Here is a 23,065-nt window from a genome sequence, read left to right on the forward strand (position 1 = left end):
AGGGTTTGCTCTATAATTTATGTCATGAAAACTACCCACTCACTCCAACACCAATTTCTGATTGCGATGCCAAACTTAGATGACTCGTGGTTTGAAAAAACCGTGATTTATGTCATAGAAGACAATGACGAAGGTACAACAGGCTTGGTGGTTAATAAGCCCCACAGTTTAAACGTGGGTCAAATTCTTGAACACTTCCATATTCATGCCGACCTCTCCCCTAACGAGCTAAACAAACCCATTTTAATGGGCGGGCCGGTCGACATAGAGCGAGGATTTATTTTGCACCAGCCGGTTGGGGATTGGCAAAACACCGTTGATCTAGATCACAACCTTGGCCTAACCGTCTCAGAAGACTTTTTGCAGGCCTTAGCTCAAGGCATCGCGCCACCAGATCATATTATTTGTTTGGGTACGGCCTCTTGGGGAAAGGGACAATTGGCGAGTGAAATTCAACGCAACAATTGGCTAACCGCGCCTTACAATGCCAGTCTAATTTTTGAAACTCAACTCGAAGCACGCTGGAAAGTTGCACTTGGTATGTTAGGGGTATCGCCAGAGTTTTTAAGCGGTGAAGCCGGTCATGCCTAAGCTTGCAGATGGCTTTGTTATTGGCTTTGATTTTGGATTGAAGCGCATCGGCGTTGCCGTCGGACAAACGGTTACCCGCACAGCCAGTCCCGAAACCATTGTTAAAAGTCGTGACGGAGTACCAGACTGGGCACATATTACGCAACTATTCGAACACTGGAATCCAGTAGCGATTGTAGTTGGGTTACCGATGCGTCTCGATGGTAGCGAGCAACCCTTTACGCAAAGCGCGCGCAAATTTGGTCAGCGTTTGCAGGGCCGCTACCAACGCCCGCTGTTTTTTATTGAAGAACAATTAAGCTCTCACGAAGCCGAACAACGATTAAAATCCCATGCGCAAGCCAACGTTCAATTGGACGCACATGCCGCTCAAATTATTTTAGAAAACTGGTTAAGCCACTATGACAAAACTGAACTTTGACATCAATCAACTGCTAGATGAACTCGCGCAAAAAATACGCGAGCACAAACTTTTTAACGATCAAGCCAAGCTGATTGGCATTCGCACCGGCGGTGAATGGATTGCACAGGGTTTACACCAACGCCTAAACTTGACCAGTCCATTAGGCGTGTTAGATATTTCATTTTACCGAGATGACTTTTCAAAAATCGGCCTCAACCCGGCCGTGCAACCCTCCAATATTCCGTGGAGCGTGGACGATCAACATATCTTTTTAATCGATGATGTGCTTTATACCGGGCGCACCACCCGCGCCGCGATGAACGAAATTTTCGACTTTGGGCGTCCGGCCAGCATTACGTTAGTGAGTTTGGTCGATCGAAAAGGCGCGCGTGAACTACCGATTCAGCCTGATATCAGCGCCCTGCAAATGCAATGTCATCAAACCTTAAAGCTATCGGGGCCCGAACCCTTAAGTATGACCTTAATTGAGAACGCGGAGGCCGATCAATGAGTGCTCGATTAACTCGTCCCAATATCCAGTTAAATGAACAAGGTAAACTCAAACACTTCCTTACACTGGAGGGGCTAAAGCCACATCATTTAACTGAAATACTAGATACGGCAGAATCCTTTCTGAACCCTCACACCAACGAGATTAAGAAAGTGCCTTTGTTGCGCGGCAAAACCATTATGAACTTGTTTTTTGAGCCCAGCACCCGTACCCGCACCACTTTTGAAATTGCCGAAAAACGCCTATCAGCGGATGTGATGAACCTCAATATCAGTGCTTCGGCCACCAAAAAAGGCGAGTCGTTGCTCGATACCATGTGGAACCTAGAAGCCATGCAGGCTGATATGTTTGTAATTCGCCACTCCGAAAGCGGTGCGGCGCACTTCTTCGCCGAACATGTAGCACCTCATGTGCATGTACTCAATGCGGGTGATGGCCAACATGCACACCCCACTCAAGCTATGTTGGACATGTTTACCATTCGCAAGCTCAAAGGCGATGTGTTTGATTTAAAGGTGGCCATTGTAGGTGACATTCTGCATTCACGGGTCGCCCGCTCTCAAATTCAAGCACTAAGCTTGCTAGAGGCCCGCGAAATTCGGGTAATCGGTCCTAAAACCTTGATTCCACCTTTCCCAGAGGCGCTTGGGGTGCATGTTTATCACGATATGGAAGCCGGATTGGAAGGGGTCGATGTCGTCATTATGTTGCGTTTACAAAACGAACGCATGCAAGGCGCATTGTTACCGAGCGAACAAGAATACTTTGATCTTTATGGTTTAACCGAAAGACGCCTAACCTATGCCAAACCCGATGCGATTGTAATGCATCCAGGCCCCATAAACCGTGGGGTTGAGATTGACTCGGCGGTCGCAGACGGTCCACAATCGGTGATTCTACAACAGGTCACTTACGGCATCGCGGTGCGTATGGCGGTCATGTCCATCATTATGAGTAATGCTGCCCTGCTGGCTCAATCTCAAGCTGAGGACACCATCGAAACCACTGATAGCGAACAAAAAGCGGCGACACAGGAGCGTTCAGAATGAAAATCGTCATCCAAAACGGTCGAATTATTGACCCAAGCCAAAACCTGGATCGCACCGCTAACCTGTATATTGCACGCGGTCACATTGTCGGCATAGATACGCCACCCGAAGGTTTTGAACCGAATCAAACCATTGATGCCCAAGGCAAATGGATACTACCAGGCCTGGTGGATATGCAAGCGCGTTTAGGTGAGCCCGGCCATAATCAAACTGGCCACATTGCCTCCGAAACCAAAGCCGCCGTCGCCGGTGGCATTACCAGTTTATGTTGCCCACCTGATACCGACCCGGTCACCGATACCCAAGCGGTGGCCGAGTTAATTCAGCGCCGCGCGCGCCAAGCGGCCACGGCGTTTGTGATGCCAATTGGTGCCTTAACCCAAGGACTAAAAGGTGAACGTTTAAGCGAAATGTATGCACTTAAACAAGGCGGTTGTGTTGCACTAAGCCAAGCCAATCAACCGATTCAAAACCCGCTGATTCTGAAAAATGCGCTTGAATATGCCGCCTCACATAATCTATTGGTGTTATTGCGTTGCGAAAACCAGCAACTTAAAAACCACGGTGTTGCACATACTGGTGCGGTCAGTACCCGCTTAGGTTTACCCAGCATTCCAGCTTCGGCTGAAACCACCGCGCTGGCGCGCGATTTAATTCTGGTTGAAGAAGCCGGTGTTCGCGCCCACTTCTCGCAAATATCTTGCGCGCGTTCTGTTGAAATGATCCAACAAGCTAAACAGCGTGGTTTACCGGTCACCTGTGATGTCGCGATTCACCACTTGTTCTTAACCGAAATGGACTTGTTAGACTTTAGTTCACTTGCTCACGTCAGCCCACCTTTACGCAGTCAAGCCGATCGTGATGCGTTACGAATGGGGGTAAAAACCGGAATTATTGATGCAATTGTGAGCGATCACACTCCGCTTGGACGAGACGAAAAACAATTGCCATTTGGCGAAAGTCAACCCGGTATCAGCGGCCTCGAAACCTTACTCGCCCTAACCTTAAAACTGGTGGACGAAAAGGTTTTAAACCTGTCGCAAGCCATTCAACTTCTCACCGAACACCCGGCTAATATTCTGGGTCTCAATTGTGGCAGCTTACAAACTGGCAGCAATGCCGACTTGGTGATTTTTGATCCAGAGGATTATTGGACACTGAGCAGCGAGACCTTACTATCAGAAGGTAAAAACTCACCCTTTATCGGTTGGGAGTTTAACGGAAAAGTCGAAATGACCTTTTTCCAAGGTCGTCCAGTCTATTTAGCCAATGCGGTCTAAACAGAATGCGTAGCCAACTCGACGCCATTTTTATCGGTCAACAAGTTCAAAAGAATGGATTTTGGTTGATTCAAATTGAACTGAGCCAGTATAGCGTGTTAGGCGTAGGCACGCGTTTTCTCTACCAAGACCACCAGGCCTGGTTGTTTCAAAAACAAACCTTGTATTTAACCCTTTTGAGCCAAACGGATTGGCGAGGTTTGCAACCAAACCAAAGCTTTAACCTAGAAGTCATGCCCTATCCATTCAACTTCGATCCACAGACTTCGCAAGTTTGGCTTGGCTCAGAGCTTAGCCAAGCATCAGTATTTGATGCGGCTAAACGCTGGCAACAAAGCCTGAAACCCAAAGCCCCGATGATGGCTTTATTACATGCCCAACACGACTTTATGTTTCAGGCGAAACCAGCCAAATTTTTAGTCAATATTAACGCGGAAGCCATTGGCGCTGCACCGCTACTCGAAGACTGGGGCATTGCCAATCGGCTGGCTTCCGACTCAGGTTTGCCCGGCTCGCTCGAAGGTGGGATAGCTGATCTATACCAGGCCTGGTTGCAGGCTTATCATCAGCAGGCCTGGTCGGTTTATGGGTTTTTGCCCGATCCGCAATACCAGGCCTGCTTAAAACTAAGTCAAGCCTACCCAAATATCAACTTCCAACTGCAGCCAATTCTGACTAACACTTTAAACTAATGCTCGCTAATGTGGCTTGAGCCTTTGCGTAACTTATGCGCTAAGAGTTCTAACTCTTTCGCAAAGTCATGTTGTGCTTGCGAATAAACCACGCTCAGCGAAGCTTCAATTAAGGTTTCCAGCTCATCGAAATGCTCATCCGCCAAACTAGCGATTTGCTGGTCGTCCAGCATCGCTTTGAAATGTTCAACAACCTGGGCCGCATGACCTTTAATTTGCACACTCATCATTTTGTCCTTGTTCTAACTGGCGCTTTATAAAAAGGTTAATCGCCTTGAAATATGTCGTCACCACTACTTAAAATAAGCGGATCTGGCTGACCAACGATCGCCTCATTTTTCCCCTCATAGGGTAGGCTTTGCAATATATATCGCATACAAGCCAAACGCGCACGTTTCTTATCATTTGATTTAACCACGGTCCAAGGCGCTTCAGCGGTATTGGTATAGAAAAACATGTCTTCTTTTGCCTTGGTGTAGTCTTCCCAACGATCCAGTGAAGCCAAATCCATCGGGCTGAGTTTCCATTGTTTTAGTGGGTCTTTTTTACGCGCATTAAAACGTCGTAATTGTTCTTTGCGCCCCACCGAAAACCAAAACTTCATCAAACGCACTTGATCCGCGACCAACATACGTTCGACTTCAGGTGCCTGATGCATAAACTGAGTGTATTGTTGTGGCGTGCAAAAGCCCATAACACGCTCAACACCGGCCCGGTTATACCAAGAGCGGTCAAACAACACGATTTCACCAGCGGTTGGCATATGCTCCAAGTAACGTTGAAAATACCACTGACCTTTTTCACGCTCACTCGGTTTATCCAATGCCACGACACGAGCACCACGCGGGTTTAGATGCTCCATAATGCGTTTGATCGTGCCGCCCTTACCGGCCGCGTCTCGCCCTTCGAACACCATGACAATACGTTCATCATTTTCTTTAACCCAACGCTGCATTTTTAACAGCTCAATTTGTAATGCGCGCTTGGTTTCTTCGTACTCCTCACGTGGCAGTTTTTCATCATAAGGATAATTACTTTCACTTGATTTAACCGGTTTCACAGATTCTCCTTTGTCTCTAAACAACTAGATAAATACTACACCCATTTAAATACAAACCGCCAGTTAGTGAGGATGACGCGCTTTTTAAAACACGGAAATAGATGACAAACCTATTTATCATCAACTTCAGATGGGTTTGCTAAAATGTTATTTAAAACACACTGAAAAGGCTCGTACCATGGATTATCAAGCAAACTTAACTCAAGTCCTAAATCGCATTCGCCGCGCTGAGCAAGAATTTAAACGCCCTGCGGGTTCAGTAAAATTGTTGGCCGTAAGTAAAACCAAACCGATTGAAGCCATTAATGCGTTAGCGGAACTTGGCCAAACGGCGTTTGGTGAAAACTACCTGCAAGAATCCTTGGATAAAATCGCGCAACGCCCAGATTTAGAGTGGCATTTTATTGGCCCAATTCAATCCAATAAAACCAAACCCATTGCAGAGCATTTCAATTGGGTACACAGTGTTGATCGACTCAAAATTGCGCAACGTCTAAGCAGTCAGCGACCAGCAGATCGAGCGCCACTCAATATTTTATTGCAAGTTAATATTAGCCAAGAGCCCACTAAATCAGGCTTCCATCCGCAAGAACTATTGGAGCAAGTCGAACAAGTGATGAATTTGCCCAATCTTATGTTACGAGGCTTAATGGCGATCCCCAAAGCCGAAACCACATTTGATCAGCAACGTGTGGCGCTGGCACACATGTTTAATCTATATCAACAACTTAAAACCACATTAAACACGCCCCACTTCGATACCTTATCCATGGGCATGTCCAGTGATTTAGAGGCCGCCATTGCCGAAGGCAGCACACTGGTACGTATTGGCACCGACCTATTTGGTCAGCGTAAATAAGCGCTTTAAAGAATAATTGCTTATGCCTCAATTTAACAAATTAGGTTGAAAATTTCGGGTCAGACTGTATATTAGCGCCACTAACAAACATACGAACCATCACATCGTAAAAATAAGTATATAAGAATAAGATAATACTAGGAGCTCTACAATGTTAAATAGCATTTCCGCCAAACTACTCTTTCGAATGCTGCTGGTCAGCGCAGCAGGCCTGGTGATTGGATTAGGCATGGTATTCAAGTCGTCATCCGATCTTCAATACACCACTGCTGAAAACCTTGCGTTAGAAAAACGCGAACAATCGTTAATGTTTATTAACTCTAAAGTAGGCGCGACCTTAAATACGGTACAAGGCATTGTGGCGGGCAATCCTAACATGGGGCAGTTCTTTTTAAATCGAGACCATCAAGGTCTGCATGACATCACCACCAAGGTCGCGGCGGATTTCAAACGTTCAACCGATTACAACAACCTATCCTTTGTTGCCTTTGACCGCGATAACAAAATTTTTGTCCGTTCATTTAAACCCTTACCTGACCCGGCCATTGGCAAAAAAGCGCCGCGCGACTTTTCAGATCTATTGCGTGGCCGCCAACACAGTAGCGCCAGCATCGACTTATCCGGTGTCGGTTTATTTATTACTGCCTCTGTGCCCGTTATGGCACCTAACTCAGATTCAGATATCGTAGGGATATTAGACATTCGAACCGGTTTAGGCACCATTGTTGATCAAATGGCTGAAGACGGCGCTTACATGGTCGCGCTGATCAACCAAACCGGTCTAAAACGTTGGGCAAAAGGCGCAGACAACCCCAAACTTGGCTCCTACAACCTTGCCCACCAAACCTGGTTTAACCAGTCTAGTGCTTGGTTTGACGGCTTAGATATTGACAGTTTAGTCGCAGAAGACTTCACCATTACCAACGACAAGGTAATTTCTACCGCACCAATCAAAAGCAGCGATGGCAACACCATTGGTTATTACTTGATCGGGATGGACATGTCGCACCCTGACATGGTGAATGCGATGCAAGGCGTAAACAATGTCATATTCATTATGTTTATGTTGATTATTGGTTTGATTGTCGCCTTAATGCTGTTTTTGTGGCATGCCAGTAAGAGCATCATCACCAAACCAATACAGTCTATTTTGAATGTGATTCGTGAGGTGGAACAATCGGGCAAAATTGACACGCAGCTCGACAGTAAAGCGCAAGATGAAGTAGGGGCTATGACCCGAGCTTTCGCTTCTTTACTGCACCAAATTAACCAAGCGCTTAACGAAGCCAACCAAACCGTGTCAGCGATTGCGAATGGCGATTTCAATCAGTCTATGCAAGGCGAATATCGCGGCGACCTACGCACACTAAAAGAAGGCGTCAATGCCTCTGCCAAGAGCGTGTCCTTTATGATGGACGAACTTTCTAAAGTCATGCAGGCTCTCAAAGACGGTCAATTTAACGTGCGCATGGATCAAAAAGTCGCACCGAGTTTCCGAGCTCTAGTCGAAGGCGCGTTGCAGTCGATGGAAACCGTGATGGTCGAAATCAACCAAACCTTATCAGGCATGCAACAAGGCCAGTTCAGCTTGCGCGTAGAAGCACAAGCCAGCGGCGAACTCTTAACACTTAAAAACCATGTGAATGAATCTTTAAGCGCATTAGAGTCGGCGATTAAAGAAATCAATCAAATCATGGCGGCGCAAGCGCAAGGTGATTTGAGTCAGACCATTCAAGGTGAGTATCAAGGTGAGTTGGACGAATTAAAACGCGCCATTAACGCTTCAAGTGATCAATTAAACAAAATTGTTACCGATGCCATTGAGGTCTCTAGCCAAGTCACCAATGCCGCAGATGAAGTATCTCGCGGTGCAATGGATTTAAGTGATCGCGTTCAACAGCAAGCTGCGTCGGTTGAAGAAACCTCGGCGACCATGGAGCAAATGAACAGCGCAGTACAAAACACGAACGACCACGCCAAACGCGCCGCCGAAGTCGCGCACGATGTCCAAGGCAAAGCCGAGCAAGGCAATAAAGTCATGGCCGATACAATTGAAGCCATGAGCTCAATTCAAGAGTCTAGCCACAAAATCAGTGAGATTGTCACACTGATTGACGGCATTGCCTTCCAAACCAATCTACTGGCATTAAATGCCGCTGTTGAAGCCGCTCGAGCCGGCGATCACGGCCGCGGCTTTGCCGTAGTAGCTGGTGAAGTTCGTGCTTTGGCACAAAAGTCAGCTGAGGCCGCTAAAGACATCAAAAACTTAATTGATGAAAGCGTGGGTCGTATTGATCAAGGCACCAAACTTGCAACCGAGTCAGGCGAAGTACTATCTCAAATTATGGGATCAGTAGAAGATGTCTCTGGCATGATCGAGCAAATTGCACAAGCCTCGACTGAGCAGGCTGAAGGTATTTCGCAGGTAAATAAAGCGATTGCGCAAATCGACAGCGGCACCCAGCAAAATGCGGCCTTGGTAGAAGAAACCAGCGCCGCCGCTGAAAGCTTGAATGAACAAGCACAAGTGTTACGTGATGACATGAGTCGCTTTAAAACCAAATCGCATAAAGCCAGCTTGGCTAAACCGGCTAGCGTTCCTAAATTGGCGAAGCCAAAAAGCGCCTCAAAGGATCAGCCGACTCAGCCCACAGCCCCTGCAGAAAATAAGGAAGTGGAGCAGGATAAACCCGCTGCGACTTCCGGCCAAAATAAACCAGCGATGCCATTAGCCAAACAACCGGCGAAATCATCCGAAGGTGATGAGTGGGCTGAGTTCTAAGTTCGGCTTTCACCGTGAAACTATACGCCCTGCTTCGCCAGGGCGTTTTTATTTCCACCAAACAAAATTCCTCTTGTAAAATAAACGAAACTCAAACAAGGAAGGTTGTATGTCGCGCACACTGATCAAACAAGCCACGATGGTAAACGAAGGACAACAACAGGTTGTCGATCTGTTAATTGAACAAGGCCGAATTGCCCAAATCGCGCCGCAAATCGATTGTGTTGCAGATCAAGTGATTAACGCAGAAGGCTTACATCTGATGCCGGGCATGATTGATGATCAAGTCCACTTTCGTGAACCAGGCCTGGTGGCCAAGGGCGACATCGCCACTGAATCACGCGCCGCAATTGCCGGGGGCATTACCTCCTATATGGAAATGCCCAACGTGAACCCACCCACTATTAGCTTAGAAACACTCGAAGCCAAGTATGCGTTAGGCGCGCAGAAATCCTGGGCGAACTACTCGTTTTACTTGGGTGCCACCAATGACAACGCCGACGAAGTTGCGCGGGTCAATCCATTAAACGTGTGTGGCGTTAAAATTTTTATGGGATCTTCCACAGGCAATATGCTGGTCGATCGTGAAACCGCTTTGCGTAATATTTTTCGTCAAAGCCCGATCTTGATCGCCACTCATTGCGAAGATACCCCTATGATTAAGGAGCAAGAGGCGCTCTACCGCGAGCGTTATGGCGAAGACGTGCCGATGAGCGCTCATCCCCTCATCCGTTGTCATGAGGCCTGTTATAAATCTTCGTCCATGGCGGTAGAACTGGCCAAGGAGACCGGCGCACGCTTGCATGTATTACACATTACCACCGCCGATGAATTAGCTTTGTTTGAACCAGGCCCGGTCGAATCCAAAAAAATTACCGCCGAAGCTTGTGTACATCATTTGTGGTTTAACGACCAAGATTATGAAAAGCATGGCAGTTTAATCAAGTGCAATCCAGCGGTTAAAACACAGTCTGATCGCGATGCCATTCGCCAAGCTCTGATCGAAAGTCGCATTGATGTCATTGCCACAGACCACGCACCTCACACTTGGGAAGAAAAGCAGAACAGCTATTTCAAAGCACCAGCCGGTTTGCCGCAAGTGCAACAATCACTAAGCGTGCTGTTAGACCTTTATCATCAAGGTGTATTTAGTCTTGAGTTGATTGTGGATCGTTTTTCACACAACGTCGCTCGGTTATATCAAATTGCCGACCGTGGTTTTATTCGCGAAGGCTATTGGGCGGATCTGGTACTAGTTGATCTCAATAAACCCCATACCGATGATAAAGCCCACAACCTATACAAATGTCAGTGGTCACCTTGGGAAGGTCACACATTTAAATCCAGCATTATTAAAACCTTTATTAATGGTGAGTTAATGTATGACCAAGGCCAATTCGCGGCATTTAAACCCGGGCAGCGTTTAACATTCAACCGTTAAGTCATTCAATACAGGTTTATTAAGGAGCTTTGCTTATGGCACTCGAATCCAGAAATCCGGCAACCGGTGAATTGTTAGCGCAATATGATAGCTGGGATCAAGACACACTTGATTTAGCGATCAAAAGAGCGGGCCAAAAATTTGCCGACTGGGCTCAACGCACTTCGATGGCTGAGCGTTGCGCTTTAATGCAACGCGCCGCGGAGGTGTTAAAAAATCAAAAAAGCGATTTGGCGCGTTTAATTACACTGGAAATGGGCAAATCGATTAAAGAAGCGCAAGCGGAAATTGATAAATGCGTCTGGGTCTGCGAATTTTATGCCGACAAAGGCCCTGATTTTTTGGCCGATGAAATCATTGAAACCGATGCCAGCAAAAGCTTAATTTGTTATCAGCCTATGGGTGTGGTGCTGGCAGTCATGCCCTGGAACTTCCCTTTCTGGCAAGTATTTCGGTTTGCTGCTCCAGCTTTAGTGGCGGGAAACATCGCCGTGTTAAAACACGCATCCAATGTGCCGCAATGCGCCCAGGCGATCGAAAAGGTATTTTTAGAAGCGGGCTTCCCAGATTCGGTTTTTACCAACCTTATGATCGGTGCCGATAAGGTGGAAAGCGTAATTCGCAATCGTTATGTGCGTGCCGTCACCTTGACTGGCAGTGAGCCGGCCGGACGCAAAGTCGCCGCCATCGCCGGCTCCGAACTCAAGAAAACCGTACTAGAACTGGGTGGTTCGGACGCGTTTATTGTGCTGGATGATGCGGATATCAAATTGGCGATTGAAGGCGCGGTCACCAGTCGATTCTTAAACATGGGGCAAAGCTGTATTGCCGCCAAGCGTTTTATTGTAGATCAAAACATTTTTGATCAGTTTGTGGAGCAGTTTAAACAAGCCGTTGAAGCTAAGTTTGTCGCAGGGGATCCAATGGATCCGCACACCACTCTTTGCCCAATGGCTCGCCAAGACCTATTAGATGAATTGCATAAGCAAGTCACAGAGTCGGTTGAACTCGGCGCTAAAATCATTACCGGCGGTCAACAAATTGAGCGCCCTGGCAGTTATTACGCACCGACGATTCTGACGAATATTTCGAGTAATATGCCCGCCTTTAGTGATGAATTTTTTGGACCCGTGGCGATTGTGCTAAAAGCATCTGAACCGGCGCATGCAACAGGTTTAGCCAACGCAACCGATTTTGGTTTATCTGGCTCAGTATGGAGCCGAGATATTGCAACCGCTGAAACCATTGCTCGCAACCTTGAAGCGGGCGCTAGCTATGTCAATGGCATTAGCAAGTCAGATCCGCGTTTACCATTTGGTGGGGTGAAAAACTCAGGTTATGGCCGCGAATTGTCTTATCACGGTATTCGTGAATTTGTGAACGTTAAATCTATTTGGATTAAGTAGACTTGCTTGATAACCGCCAGGCCTGGTGGGTTATCCTTCAACAAATTAAGGGGCAGTAACAACTCGGTTGCGGCCTTGATTTTTGGCTTCATATAAGGCTTTATCGGCGCGCTGAATAAGCTGGTCCAAGTCTTGGTCGGCGGTTCGATAGCTGCTGACTCCAATACTAATCGTAATGGATAGGTTTTGACCATTATAATCGGCCGGATGCTTTTCAACCGCTTCGCGAATACGCTCTGCGAGTAAACGAGCCTCGGTTTCAGGTGTGCTGGGTAATAAAATGGCGAATTCCTCGCCCCCTAGGCGCCCGACATAATCGACTTTGCGAACCGAGTCGGACATAACCTTAGCTAAGTTCACCAACACCAAATCACCGGCTGCATGGCTGTAATTATCGTTAACGGCTTTAAAATGGTCCGCATCAATCATTAGAAAACTAAAGACATCCTTGTAACGTTGTGCACGCTCAAACTCTTCTTCAGCTGCTTTTAAGAAATAACGCCGATTCCATACTTGCGTCATATCATCAATTGTTGCCAACTCTTTAAGTTGTTGCTCTAGTCGTTTACGATCCGTAATATCTTGCTGATAACCATTCCATATCCAGTCACCATTTTCATCTTTCTCTGGATCGTTATCTTCAATATGCATCCAATGAAGTACGCCGTCTAAAACATAGCGCCCTTCCCAGACGAAGGCTTTATGCTGCTGCCTGGCCATGTCTTGACGTTTTTTGAGCTCAGCTAGATCATCAGGATGGACATGTTTGAAGTCCAGCAAGTCTTCTCGCTGAGTCACGCCATTCATCTGTAAAAATTGATCATTACAATAATCAAAACAAGCTTGATTCGACTGAGTTAAACGAAAGGTATATAAACCCAGTGGCACTTGAGATGAAAACTGCTGATATTGATCATTTACTTTTTTCAACGTGCGTTGATAGCTACGCCGCGATAACGCATTGGTGACCGTTTCAGCCACGATTTGTAACAAAATAATTTTTTCATTTGGCCAATAATAACGGCTATGAACGGCATCTATGCCTAAAAAACCGATGGTTTGGGCATGCTCAACCATTGGGATCATTAATAGCGATTGAATACCTTGTTCACGCAACATTTCACGCTCAGCGCGCAAGCTATCATCTAAATGAGCGACGTCTGGAATATGCACAATGTGTTGCTGATCTAATTGCGACTCCATCCAAGGCAGCTGTGACATATCAACATGCTGTAAATTATGAATTTGCACAGATGTGCCTGCAGAGCACCATTCAAACGTATTAGAAATAGTGGGCGCATCTGGGTCGTACTGAAAGATGTAACAACGATCAACTTCAAAAAACTGCCCAATTTCGCTTAATGTTAGTTGAACCGCTTCATCCAGCTGATGATCGGCGGCGGTACTGACCAAACGTTTAGATATTTTTGCGACTAGTTTCTCAAAGGCTAACTGGCGTGCAGACTCTGTATCAGCTTGTCGCTGACCAGACAAATCTTCTACCACGCCTAAACCACCTTTAATATGCCGATCTGGCGCTCTCACAGGACAAAACATGGCCGAAACTGGCACAGATTTACCAGAGGTAATCGACTGATATTCGATCTCTAAATGAGCAATCTGGCCTTTTAAAACCTTGGCAACGCCTTCACTTACTCGCTGGTCTGGCAAACTCAGCATGTCAATGCCCATTAACTGCTCTTTTGACGAGCCTAATAAGGTCACAAACCGATCATTACAATCGACCAATTTGCCATTATTATCAAACACAAATAAAGCAACCGGCGAATTCGCAAATAATGCCGCAAACCAAGGCTGAAGCAACTCTTCTTCAGCAAAAGTCGTGGGGGCATTGAGGATTTGCGGGATTACCACTTTGACATCACTCGGCAGAAAAACGTTTTGAGGTATTGGGTTTCAATAATTGCAGGATGAATTGGATGATCAGGCGCTTGATAGGCTTGATCAAAGACTTGAACCGAACGATCTATATGACTCGCGGCCACTTGAATTTGATTCAACAATGCATCCCGGCTCATATGATGGGAACAAGAAGCGGAAATCAAAATACCATTAGGCGAGAGCAAGCGCATGGCTAACTCATTAACTCGACGATAGCCTTCTGAGCCGGATTTTAAATCTTTCTTACGTTTTACAAACGCGGGTGGATCAACAATCACCACATCAAATTTTTCGGCTTGACCAATTAAGGCGGTCATCACTTCAAACGCATTACCTTGGTAACTGGTGACTTTATCCGCCACACCATTCAATTCGGCATTCACATGCACACCATCCAGCGCGGCTTCCGAAGCATCCACACAAGCCACCGATTCGGCGCCAGCTAACGCGGCTTGAATACCCCAGCCACCTAAATAACTGAATACATCCAATACACGTTTACCTTCCACCATTTGTGCCATGCGTGCACGAGCGGATCGGTGATCATAAAACCAACCGGTTTTTTGGCCACCCAATACCGGTACCACAAATTTCGCGCCATTTTCGATCAGCGTAACTTGTTCGGGCAATTCGCCATAGGCCAATTCTTGGTAACGTGGCAAACCTTCTAGTTCACGGCTCGCCATATCGTTGCGCCATACCACCGCACGCGGGTGATAGAGATTAATTAACACCTGAAGAATATCGTCTTTTACCGCTTCCATACCGGCGGTGCCAATTTGCACCACAAATACATCGTTAAAGCGATCAATTACCAGGCCTGGTAGTCCATCACTCTCCCCAAACGCTAAACGATAATAAGGCTCGTTATAAGTTGCTTCACGTATGGCTTGGGCTTGCTGTAAACGTTTTTTGAAGAAGGTTAAACCCAGCTGATGTTTAACATCACGCGTAAATACACGAGCACAAATCAAGGTGTTGGGGTTCACATAAGCCAAGCCCAGTGGCTTGCCATTACTGGCTTCCACCACCACCTGCTGACCAGCTTCAAACGATTTTAACGGCGTCGCCTGGGTATCGACTTCGTTGCTGAATACCCAAATATGACCTTGTTTAATGCGTCGGTCTTCATTTTTCTTTAAGCGTAAACTTGCTAAATCAGCCATCAATTTCCGCCTGGTATTCTTCTGCATCCATTAAATCAGCCAGTTCAGACTCGTCATGCGGTGCAATTTTGATCAACCAACCGCCATCATAAGGCTCATCATTAATCATTTCTGGCGCGTCTTCTAAGGCTTCATTAATGGCGACGATTTCGCCACTCACTGGTGCGTGAATATCAGAGGCCGTTTTAACCGACTCGATCATTAAAACATCATCACCTTCACTGACATCCGCGCCCACTTCTGGAAAGTTGACCGCCACAATATCGCCCAAAGCCTCTTGGGCAAAATCTGTAATGCCCACCACGACCAAACCATCTTCATCCAAATAGGCCCACTCGTGACTTTCGGCATACTTTAAGTGACCGGGTAATACGCTCATTCTGGTCTCCATCAATAGGATTAATTAAGGTCAACATAATACCACTGCCTCAGAAAAAACAGCAATATTTTCGCAGAGAGGACCGCGCCGTTAGCAGGCTTTAGCGAACCATCTTTTTGAATTGAATAAACACAAATTATGCGTACTTCACTTGGTTGCGCCCGGCGTTTTTCGCCTCATAAAGTGCTTGATCGGCTCGCTTGAGCACAGAGTTTTCTGTGTCATTTGGTTGAAAACAGGTTAAGCCGAAACTACAGGTTAAGGTTTGCCCCGGAATAGCATTAAATTTGTAACTGGCGACCAGCGCATGCAGGCGTTCTGTAATCTCCTTGGCATCCTCCATTTGCGTATTTAGCAGCATAATCACAAATTCTTCGCCCCCATAACGACACAGCAAATCGGATCCGCGCAAACCGCTTTGAATCACCTTGGCTAACTCTTGCAAAACCGCATCGCCCACATCATGGCCGTTTTCATCATTAATGTTTTTAAAATAATCCACATCCAGCATTAATAAACACATCGGTGCCTGATAGCGTCTAAACCGAACCAATTCTTGACTGAGCCCCTTATTAAAAAACAGTCGATTATTTATACCTGTCAGCTCATCCGTTTGCGATAGATGAGCCAACTGTTGCTGAGCCTCTACCAACTCGGTAATATCATGCATCGCCACCGTAAACTGGCCAAATAAGGCTTCAGTCAGCGGTTGAATTTTTACTGCAAAATAATATGTGCGCCCAGCCTTGGTGATTTTTGCCACGTGTGAGTCGGCCGGATGATTCAGAACATGCTGAATCCAAAAGATTCCATTCATTTCAGGCTGCAATAAACCCTCACCAGGTTCAAACATGTCACAAACTCGTTTATAACGCTGATGAAAGGCTTTTAAATCTTCAAATTCATTAAAAAAATCAAAGAAATGCTTATTGGCATCGAGGGTTTGTTTCATATCCGTTACAAACAGAATATCCGATGCCGAATCAATGATGTCTCGATAATAATTACGTTGCAAAGAAATCTGCTGACGGCTTAAAAAGATAAAGGCTAATAAAACCAACATCACCACAACAATAAAAGAAACCACCAGATAGCGGTTTAATAACGCGTTCACATCGTCAAAGTTTATCGCGTCTAATGCCTTCGCCGTCAACCAGTGGCCTTCTATCTCGCCAAACGCATCAAAAATGGGTATGTGCGTGATAACCAATTGATTTTGGTAGACAAAAAACTCATCATTCACTAGCTTCTCTACCCCAATTAACTTAACCAGCTCTGCCAATTCATCGGCACCGTGACTATTCACCACATAATAGTCATCAATAAACTGATCGTTGCTTGGAAGGATCAACTTGGTTCTATGACGCTTGTCGGCTAAGACCAACGAGCGCGTATTCTCAATATTTAAACGATCAACTAAAGGCTGAAACTGAGACACAACCTCCGCCACACCTAATAGTTTTTCCCCATCAAATACTGGCACCATTGACTTAAAGGTCATGGAAAATAGACCGGTACTCACGGTGGTGGTTGGTGCTTCATTTGGATTATTGATTAGATGCTCAAGGTCGGTGCGAATGCCAACTAATGAATCGCCTCTACGGCTTGTCCAACTTCGCTCCATACTAATCGCATCACGATTAATCACATGGAGCCAAATATCATTATTTAGGGTTTTGGCCTGTATGCGTTGCGCCATATTGGCGAGGCCGGCCGTATACTCGCAACAACCTAAGCTGAGGAGTGTTTGAACCTTCGGATTTTCCGCCAGCATCAGGGCTAAGGCTAAGGAGGCACTTTTCTGCTCACTGATTAAGGCATTCACTTGCGCTTGAACATCTTGTTTATATGCACTGTAGACTGCATGGCGAAGTGATTCACTTTCTTGCTGGTAAAACCAAGCCTTTAGCAAAATGACCAGAAAGATCATGACACTAAATAACATCACCAACCATCGATACCTCTGCAGAACTTGTTTCATTACACGTCCATTTGATCCGTTTGATTGATTAGACCTGTCTCATTTTGAACCTAAATAAATAGAATTACCTATCAAATATACTAATAGTGCTCAAAGTTTTTACTATAACACCAGGCCTGGTAAGATAAGAACGGCATAATATCACCTGGTTTTATACCAAGCTGGCAATGTCACCAAAAATAGGTACTATAAAATCCTGCACATTTAATTAACTGAGGCTTGGCATGTTTTTAAGAAAGTTATGGATAGTTATCGGCTACTGCGTTTTAGTTTTGAGCCAAGCGGCCTATGCTGATTCACGTGCCGCACTAGCCATGCCGGATAGTTATTCGGCTGAGGTCGCTCAAGCTGTTTTAGAAAAAGGCGGCAATGCCATTGATGCCGCGGTGGCCGCATCTTTTAGCCTAGCGGTGACCTACCCCGAAGCGGGAAACTTAGGCGGTGGCGGTTTTATGCTGATTCATGCACAAGGCCAAACTCGTTTTCTAGACTACCGTGAAACCGCCCCCCAAGCCGCCCACAAAGACCTTTACCTGGATGAAGATGGCAAAGTCATTCCGCATAAATCGCTGGTGGGTTACCAAGCATCAGGCGTTCCAGGCAGCGTAATGGGACTATGGCAAGCCCACCAAGCTTATGGCCAACTCAGTTGGTCCGAATTAATTGAGCCAGCCATCGAACTCGCCGAAAAAGGTTTTAAAGTACACCCGAAATTAGCTGAAACGGCAAACTGGTATCAAAATTGGGCTTATGAAAAAGCCGACGACCTAAATTTTATAGCGTATTTTGGCGATCTTGAGGCCAATCAACTATTCAAACAACCCGAGTTAGCCAATACACTCAAACGCATCGCTCAACAGGGTGCGGATGAGTTTTATCGAGGCGAAACCGCCCAGTTGATAGTAAAGCAAATGCAGGCAAACCAAGGGTTAATTAACTTAACGGATTTGGCTAACTACCAAGTCAAATGGCGAGAGCCAGTACAAACGCGTTGGCAGGGTTATGATGTTTATTCCGCGCCGCCACCTAGCTCGGGTGGGATCGCGTTGATTCAACTCTTAAAAATGAAAGCTGAGCTAGCGCATGAGTTTGAGGGCTTGTATCACAACAGTGCGAGCTATATTCATCTGCTCGCCGAAATTAAAAAACGCGTATATGCTGACCGCGCCGAATACTTAGGTGACCCTGACTTTCACCAGGTTCCAACCGATCAGTTAATTGCAGTCGATTATTTAGCCAAACGCGCTTTAGAAGTTGATCCTATTCGCATTTCGCCGACACCTGAAATAAAACCAGGCCTGGTGGAAAGCGAACAAACCACCCATTTTTCAATTTTGGATGCCCAAGGCAATGCCGTTTCAAATACCACCACTTTAAATATGCCGTTTGGCAGTGGTGTTGTGATTGAAGGTGCCGGCTTTTTAATGAACGATGAAATGGATGACTTTTCAGCCAAACCCGGCGTGCCCAATATATTTGGCGTAATTGGTGGCAAAGCCAATGCGATTGCACCCAATAAACGCATGCTATCTTCCATGACACCCACCATTTTATTACGTGATGGCAGGGTATCTAAAGTGATTGGCACACCAGGCGGCTCAACCATTATCACCAGTGTTTTCCAGGCACTGGTAAACAATGTTGAGTTTGACATGAGCGCGCAACAAGCTGTCGATGCCGCGCGTGTGCATCATCAGCTTTGGCCAAAAGATGAAATTGGCTACCACCCCTCTTTAGAGGCCAACACGATTCAAGCACTAACCAATCAAGGTTATAAGTTATCCCAGCGACCTTTTTTTGGCGATCTACAATTCATAAGCCGCTCTAAATATGGTGAGTTAGAGGCTGCCTCAGACAGTCGTGGACGGGGTGAAAGTCGTATTTGGAAAACCCAACCTTAATCGCGACAACCGCCATCAAGAGTCAGCGTGGTGGCGGTCGTGTATGGACTATGCATCAAATAACTTACCGCCTCATAAATAACCTGGGGCCCTGGCTCAATACCCAGCAAGGATTTTTGTAGACGCTTTTCTCGGTAGTTGGCGTCATCTTGCTGGTTAAACATAATCAGTCCCGGAGCAATATCATTCACTTTTATATCTGGCGCAAACGCTTTTGCAAATGAACGCGTCATATTTTGCAAGGCGGCTTTTGAAGCACAGTAACCAATCTGGTTGGCAGACCCCCTTTCAATACCGGCATCAGTTAAAGAAATAATGTCTTTTAATTCACTATCGCTCGCGCGCAACAACGCGCTAAAAGCTCGGTTAAGTTGATAGGGTGTGTTGACATGCACTTGCCATTGCTGCTCAAAACTATTTTCGACGCCATCATCCAGCCAGACTGACGCGTTATGAATAACCGCTCGCAAGCTCTGCGCTCTTTCCTTTACCGCATCAATAAAAGCGGCACGCTCTTCTGCTTGGTTAAAATCCGCTTGGATTGCATGTGCACCCAGATTTATTAACTCTTCGACCCCCGGTTTAGGATTGCGAAAACTAAAAATTACTGGATAATCTTTTTCTAATAGAAATTGCTTAGCTAAATGCAACCCAACTCTTTGGCCTGCACCGGTAATCAAAATTGCATTTTTAAGTTTCATAAGCTACCTTTTAACATCGTTAAACTAAGTATACCGAATTCATCACCTAGCCGATCAACCAAAGTGTTTGGCTAGGACTAAGGGAGACAGCATGAATCTACTCATTCTTGGTGGCACTGGATTTATAGGCCGCCATTTAGCCAAAGCCCTGCGCGATGATGGGCACAACGTGATTCAAATGGGGCGTAGCGCTTATAACTGCATTGAAAACTTAACCCAATTGCTCAAAGCGCAAGATATCGTGATTCAAATGTCCGGGGCTAATATTGGTCAACGCTGGAATGAAGCCTACAAGCAAAGCTTATTTACCAGCCGAATTGATACAACTGAGCTGCTAGCGCAAGCTCTCGCCAAACTGGAAACGCCTCCAAAACAAGTGATTGCAATATCGGCCATTGGCATTTACCCACAACGTCCATGTGGTCAGCCAGTGGATGAGTCTTGCGAACAAGTGGATGAAAGTTTTCTCGGTGAATTAGGCCAGGCTTGGGAGCGCGCCAGCCAAAAGCTCACCCCCCAACCGCTTATCATGCGGTTTGGCGTAGTCTTGGGTAAAGATGGTGGCGCATTAAAAAAAATGTTACCCGCGTTTCGACTCGGACTTGGAGGTCCGATAGTAACGGGTGAACAGTGTTTCAGCTGGGTACATATTGATGATGTAGTGGCCGCTTTTCGTTGGGCGATCCAACACCCTGAGCATCAGGGGGCAATCAATGTCACCGCACCGCACCCCCTTAGCCAAAAAGAATTTGGTCGCACTTTGGCGAAAGTATTGCGGCGCCCGTTTGGCTTGCCTATGCCGGAAAAATTACTCAACTGGCTATTTGGTGAAAGTGCACAAGTGCTGACTCACAGCAGCTGTGTGATCCCAACACGACTTGAAAAGCTGGGCTTTAAGTTTCAATACCCTGATGCTCAGTCGGCTCTCACCCAAATATTGAGACGTTAAGATGCCCGAATTGCCAGAGGTTGAAACCACCAAACGTGGTATCGAAAACCAAATTTGCCATAAGCCTATCCTTGGCATTGAAATCCGCCAAGCACAACTGCGCTGGCCAGTTCCAACTGAACTCAAAAGCTTACTACCAGGCCTGGTGATTGAGTCAGTTAAACGCCGTGGAAAATACTTGTTGCTTAAAACCGAACCGGGGCATATTTTGATTCATTTGGGGATGTCTGGTCATTTGCGCGTCTTATCACAACCCAGCCCGCCACAAAAACATGACCATATTGACCTAGTGTTTGAGGATGGAAGCACTTTACGATATCAAGACACCCGACGTTTTGGCGCTTGGTTATGGACAGACCAACCGATTGAAGATCATCCTCTGCTCAAAAAACTAGGGCCAGAACCTTTATCGGATGCCTTTAATTCAAACTATTTATGGCAGGCGACACGCGCGCGCAACACGGCAATTAAATCGTTTATTATGAACAGTCAGCAACTGGTCGGTGTCGGCAATATTTATGCAAATGAAGCCTTGTTTTTAAGTGGCCTACACCCGCTAAAACCGGCTAAAGATTTGACCAAATTAGAGTGTGAGACCTTAGTCAGGCAGATACGCCAAGTATTAAGTGCCGCAATTGAACAAGGCGGCACAACCTTAAAGGATTTTCTTAGCCCGAGTGGCCGTCCAGGGTACTTCGTACAAAAATTATTTGTGTATGGTCGGGCGGATCAAGCTTGTATTCATTGCGGTTCGTTGATCGAACGTGCGGTTCATTTTCAACGTGCAAGCTATACTTGCCCAAACTGCCAACCCTTGCCTAAAAAACCTGCGCATAAACCGCCGAGGGATTCAAAATGAGATATACCATCCCCACTCTATTAGCCGGGCTTGTCAGCCTGGGACTATTAAGTGCTTGTCAAAATAAACCTGACATCGAATCTTGGCCATTAGTTGAAGATTGTGATCTGCATCAACAAACCTGTCACGCAACACAAGGCGATGCAAGCGCGAGTCTTAGCATTCAACCTCAGCCCATTCCTCTAGCCAAGCCATTTCAGGTTGAGGTTCAACTTCAACATATAGATACAAACATGCTGGAGTTGGATATTTCAGGCATCAATATGTATATGGGATACAACCGCGTTACCCTAACAGCCGACCCAGAAAAACCTGGCCATTTTACTGGTCGTTCGATGCTGGCTTTTTGCACCAATGAAGTAATGGAATGGCAAGTGAGTCTGTTACTTGAACAGGCCGATGGAACCCGGTTGCAAATTCCCTTTAAACTGGTTACTCAACATCGTTAATGTCCATTAGAGGTCAGCATGAGCTTAGCAAATCACGATTCAATGCCCGCCGAGTCATCCAAGTCCGATCAAATTAAATCTTCTGCGTTTTTTACACAGGATATCGACCAGGTAAGTCAGCATTTTGACACGGATTCATTGCTAGGATTAAGCCAGCAGGATGCCGAAAATCGTCTCGCCCAATATGGCCCAAACCAGCTCAATGAAACTCATGGGGTAGCGGTCATTCCACTCTTCTTGCGCCAACTCAAAAACCCTTTATTAATTGTGTTATTTTTCGGTGCCTTGTTGTCCTTTTATATTCAGCATTATGTTGACGCCTTTGCAATTACCGCCATCATCTTAATCAATGCCACCATCAGCTTTATGCAAGAGTTTAAAGCGCAACGTTCCATGGATGCCTTGCGTGATATGGCCGCCCCAAAATGCTGGGTGAAGCGAGATGGTGAATGGCAAAACTTGGCCGCCGCTGATTTAGTGCCGGGGGATTTAATTAAACTCGAAACCGGCACGATTATTCCTGCGGATGCCCGTTTAGTCGAAACGGTTCAACTTCAAATAGATGAATCGGCGCTCACCGGTGAGTCTGACCCTGTTAGGAAAAACACCCAAGCTTTAACAGAAGCCAATTTGATATTGGCCGATCAAATCAATATGTGTTTTATGAGCACATCGGTAACCCACGGTTATGCTACTGCGATTGT

The 23,065-nt window shown here is 46.1% G+C and carries 22 protein-coding genes; 15 read left to right on the forward strand and 7 right to left on the reverse strand.

Annotation, left to right across the window (positions count from 1 at the left end):
- Window positions 1-24 precede the first annotated feature (24 nt).
- Genes VIM91_RS09495 through VIM91_RS09520 form a run of 6 tightly spaced genes read left to right on the forward strand, consistent with a single transcriptional unit; the run spans window position 25 to window position 4,526 of the window.
- A complete protein-coding gene (locus VIM91_RS09495) occupies window positions 25-591 on the forward strand; it encodes a YqgE/AlgH family protein (protein WP_331864584.1) in 567 nt (188 codons plus the stop codon).
- Entirely contained in the window at window positions 584-1,012 is a 429-nt protein-coding gene (ruvX, locus tag VIM91_RS09500; RefSeq protein ID WP_331864585.1) for a Holliday junction resolvase RuvX, read from the forward strand. The genes VIM91_RS09495 and ruvX overlap by 8 nt, the downstream gene beginning before the upstream one ends.
- On the forward strand, window positions 993-1,505 hold the full coding sequence (gene pyrR / locus VIM91_RS09505; protein WP_331864586.1) for a bifunctional pyr operon transcriptional regulator/uracil phosphoribosyltransferase PyrR: 513 nt from the start codon (window positions 993-995) through the stop codon (window positions 1,503-1,505). The genes ruvX and pyrR overlap by 20 nt, the downstream gene beginning before the upstream one ends.
- Entirely contained in the window at window positions 1,502-2,554 is a 1,053-nt protein-coding gene (locus VIM91_RS09510) for an aspartate carbamoyltransferase catalytic subunit (protein WP_331864587.1), read from the forward strand. The genes pyrR and VIM91_RS09510 overlap by 4 nt, the downstream gene beginning before the upstream one ends.
- Window positions 2,551-3,834, forward strand: a complete 1,284-nt coding sequence (locus tag VIM91_RS09515; protein ID WP_331864588.1) for a dihydroorotase — start codon at window positions 2,551-2,553, stop codon at window positions 3,832-3,834. Before VIM91_RS09510 ends, VIM91_RS09515 begins: the two co-directional genes overlap by 4 nt.
- 5 nt (window positions 3,835-3,839) lie before the next feature.
- Window positions 3,840-4,526: a hypothetical protein gene (locus VIM91_RS09520; protein ID WP_331864589.1), complete on the forward strand. Its 687-nt coding sequence runs from the start codon at window positions 3,840-3,842 to the stop codon at window positions 4,524-4,526.
- Here the strand turns inward: VIM91_RS09520 and VIM91_RS09525 are convergent.
- Window positions 4,523-4,753, reverse strand: a complete 231-nt coding sequence (locus tag VIM91_RS09525) for a hypothetical protein (protein WP_331864590.1) — start codon at window positions 4,751-4,753, stop codon at window positions 4,523-4,525. The two genes, VIM91_RS09520 and VIM91_RS09525, sit on opposite strands and share 4 nt — an antisense overlap.
- 38 nt (window positions 4,754-4,791) lie before the next feature.
- Complete coding sequence (gene ppk2, locus VIM91_RS09530; RefSeq protein ID WP_331864591.1) at window positions 4,792-5,586, reverse strand: polyphosphate kinase 2; 795 nt, start codon at window positions 5,584-5,586, stop codon at window positions 4,792-4,794.
- A gap of 178 nt (window positions 5,587-5,764) precedes the next feature.
- On the opposite strand from ppk2, the gene VIM91_RS09535 reads away from it, so the two are divergent.
- From VIM91_RS09535 to VIM91_RS09550, 4 genes are all read left to right on the forward strand, one after another.
- The gene (locus VIM91_RS09535) at window positions 5,765-6,445 is read left to right on the forward strand and encodes a YggS family pyridoxal phosphate-dependent enzyme (protein ID WP_331864592.1); all 681 of its coding nucleotides are present in this window, start codon (window positions 5,765-5,767) and stop codon (window positions 6,443-6,445) included.
- 151 nt (window positions 6,446-6,596) lie between these two features.
- Window positions 6,597-9,227, forward strand: a complete 2,631-nt coding sequence (locus VIM91_RS09540) for a methyl-accepting chemotaxis protein (RefSeq protein ID WP_331864593.1) — start codon at window positions 6,597-6,599, stop codon at window positions 9,225-9,227.
- A 109-nt stretch (window positions 9,228-9,336) separates the two neighbouring features.
- Entirely contained in the window at window positions 9,337-10,668 is a 1,332-nt protein-coding gene (locus VIM91_RS09545) for a dihydroorotase (protein ID WP_331864594.1), read from the forward strand.
- Window positions 10,669-10,703: 35 nt separating this feature from the next.
- On the forward strand, window positions 10,704-12,074 hold the full coding sequence (locus VIM91_RS09550; protein WP_331864595.1) for an NAD-dependent succinate-semialdehyde dehydrogenase: 1,371 nt from the start codon (window positions 10,704-10,706) through the stop codon (window positions 12,072-12,074).
- Window positions 12,075-12,119: 45 nt separating this feature from the next.
- Here VIM91_RS09550 and VIM91_RS09555 read toward each other — a convergent pair whose 3' ends face one another.
- The 4 genes from VIM91_RS09555 to VIM91_RS09570 all read right to left on the reverse strand — a co-directional run bounded on the left by VIM91_RS09555 (window position 12,120) and on the right by VIM91_RS09570 (window position 17,502).
- Window positions 12,120-13,949: a diguanylate cyclase gene (locus VIM91_RS09555; protein ID WP_331864596.1), complete on the reverse strand. Its 1,830-nt coding sequence runs from the start codon at window positions 13,947-13,949 to the stop codon at window positions 12,120-12,122.
- Window positions 13,943-15,142: a class I SAM-dependent rRNA methyltransferase gene (locus VIM91_RS09560; RefSeq protein ID WP_331864597.1), complete on the reverse strand. Its 1,200-nt coding sequence runs from the start codon at window positions 15,140-15,142 to the stop codon at window positions 13,943-13,945. The genes VIM91_RS09555 and VIM91_RS09560 overlap by 7 nt, the downstream gene beginning before the upstream one ends.
- Window positions 15,135-15,521, reverse strand: coding sequence for a glycine cleavage system protein GcvH (gene gcvH / locus VIM91_RS09565; protein WP_331864598.1), 387 nt, complete (start codon window positions 15,519-15,521; stop codon window positions 15,135-15,137). Before gcvH ends, VIM91_RS09560 begins: the two co-directional genes overlap by 8 nt.
- 136 nt (window positions 15,522-15,657) lie before the next feature.
- Window positions 15,658-17,502 (reverse strand): GGDEF domain-containing protein, encoded by a 1,845-nt coding sequence (locus VIM91_RS09570; RefSeq protein WP_331864599.1) that lies wholly within the window; start codon window positions 17,500-17,502, stop codon window positions 15,658-15,660.
- Between the two features lie 224 nt (window positions 17,503-17,726).
- Between VIM91_RS09570 and ggt the strand changes: the two genes are divergently transcribed.
- Window positions 17,727-19,403 (forward strand): gamma-glutamyltransferase, encoded by a 1,677-nt coding sequence (ggt, locus tag VIM91_RS09575; RefSeq protein ID WP_331864600.1) that lies wholly within the window; start codon window positions 17,727-17,729, stop codon window positions 19,401-19,403.
- On the opposite strand, the gene folM is transcribed toward ggt, so the two are convergent.
- The gene (folM, locus tag VIM91_RS09580; protein ID WP_331864601.1) at window positions 19,400-20,104 is read right to left on the reverse strand and encodes a dihydromonapterin reductase; all 705 of its coding nucleotides are present in this window, start codon (window positions 20,102-20,104) and stop codon (window positions 19,400-19,402) included. The two genes, ggt and folM, sit on opposite strands and share 4 nt — an antisense overlap.
- 91 nt (window positions 20,105-20,195) lie before the next feature.
- On the opposite strand from folM, the gene VIM91_RS09585 reads away from it, so the two are divergent.
- The 4 genes from VIM91_RS09585 to VIM91_RS09600 all read left to right on the forward strand — a co-directional run.
- Window positions 20,196-21,053 carry a TIGR01777 family oxidoreductase gene (locus VIM91_RS09585; protein WP_331864602.1) on the forward strand — a complete coding sequence of 286 codons (858 nt, stop codon included), beginning with the start codon at window positions 20,196-20,198 and terminating at the stop codon, window positions 21,051-21,053.
- Window position 21,054: 1 nt separating this feature from the next.
- Complete coding sequence (mutM, locus tag VIM91_RS09590; protein WP_331864603.1) at window positions 21,055-21,912, forward strand: bifunctional DNA-formamidopyrimidine glycosylase/DNA-(apurinic or apyrimidinic site) lyase; 858 nt, start codon at window positions 21,055-21,057, stop codon at window positions 21,910-21,912.
- A complete protein-coding gene (locus VIM91_RS09595; protein WP_331864604.1) occupies window positions 21,909-22,361 on the forward strand; it encodes a hypothetical protein in 453 nt (150 codons plus the stop codon). The genes mutM and VIM91_RS09595 overlap by 4 nt, the downstream gene beginning before the upstream one ends.
- A gap of 18 nt (window positions 22,362-22,379) precedes the next feature.
- Window positions 22,380-23,065 (forward strand): HAD-IC family P-type ATPase (locus VIM91_RS09600; protein WP_331864605.1); only part of this gene is annotated, 686 nt, incomplete at its 3' end.

Origin of the sequence: Thiomicrospira sp. (genome assembly GCF_036568485.1) — a bacterium.
GTDB lineage: Bacteria > Pseudomonadota > Gammaproteobacteria > Thiomicrospirales > Thiomicrospiraceae > Thiomicrospira.